The sequence below is a fragment of the Streptomyces sp. NPDC059455 genome (assembly GCF_042750115.1).
Lineage (GTDB): Bacteria > Actinomycetota > Actinomycetes > Streptomycetales > Streptomycetaceae > Streptomyces > Streptomyces endocoffeicus.
Window position 1 is genome coordinate 12,206 of record NZ_JBHYVB010000036.1, and the last position, 791, is coordinate 12,996.

A 791-nucleotide genomic window follows, 5' to 3' on the forward strand; every position below is an offset into this window, starting at 1 on the left:
TCGGCGACCAGTTCGCCCGCGAACGGCTCGATCCGGTTGAGCAGCCCGGAGCCGCGCCCAGCACGATGACGTCGTACTCGTCCGTGGCCTGATTCATCGCAACCCGCTCTCTCGTTCGTATCACCGTCGCAGGGCCTCCGGGGGCCTCGCAGGGTCATCGTGGCGTCGAGTTACCGCCCACAGCCACCCCAATCGGCGTTTCGGCCGCGCGCTCCCGGCACCGGGAGGCCCCGGTCCGGGACCGGGCGTCCCCTGCGTAGGGGGCGCGACCGCGCGACAGTGATCACATGACTGTTTTCACCGAACCCGAGGCGGGCTACCTCAGATCGCAGCGGATCGGCCGGCTGGCCACCGTGGACGCGCAGGGCCAGCCGCAGGCGAACCCGGTGGCGTTCTTCCTCAACGAGGACGGCACGGTCGACATCGGCGGCTACGCCATGGGCAGGACGAAGAAGTGGCGCAACACCGGGACGAATCCGAAGGTGGCGCTGGTCGTCGACAGCCTGGTGAGCGAGCGGCCGTGGATGGTGTGCGGGGTGGAGATCCGCGGCGAGGCGGAGCGGCGCACGGGGCCGCATGACCTCGGCGCCCAGCTGAGCGACGAGGTCATCCGGATCCATCCGCGCTGGGTGTACAGCTGGGGCCTGGAGGACGTGCCCGGGGCGAAGGCCCGGAGCGTGAGCTGACCGGGGCCGGGGCCGGGCCCGGGGGGGCCCCGGGCGCACCGGCGGGGGGCCGGGTGCGCCCGGGCCGGCCGGGGAGGGGCCCTGCAGCCCCCCCCCCCCCCCGCC

Annotated in this window: 1 protein-coding gene; it reads left to right on the forward strand. The window is 73.8% G+C overall.

Going from position 1 to position 791, the window contains the following annotated elements:
* The first annotated feature begins 287 nt into the window (after window positions 1–287).
* A complete protein-coding gene (locus ACFXB5_RS15560) occupies window positions 288–686 on the forward strand; it encodes a PPOX class F420-dependent oxidoreductase (protein ID WP_385207524.1) in 399 nt (132 codons plus the stop codon).
* Window positions 687–791: the final 105 nt, after the last annotated feature.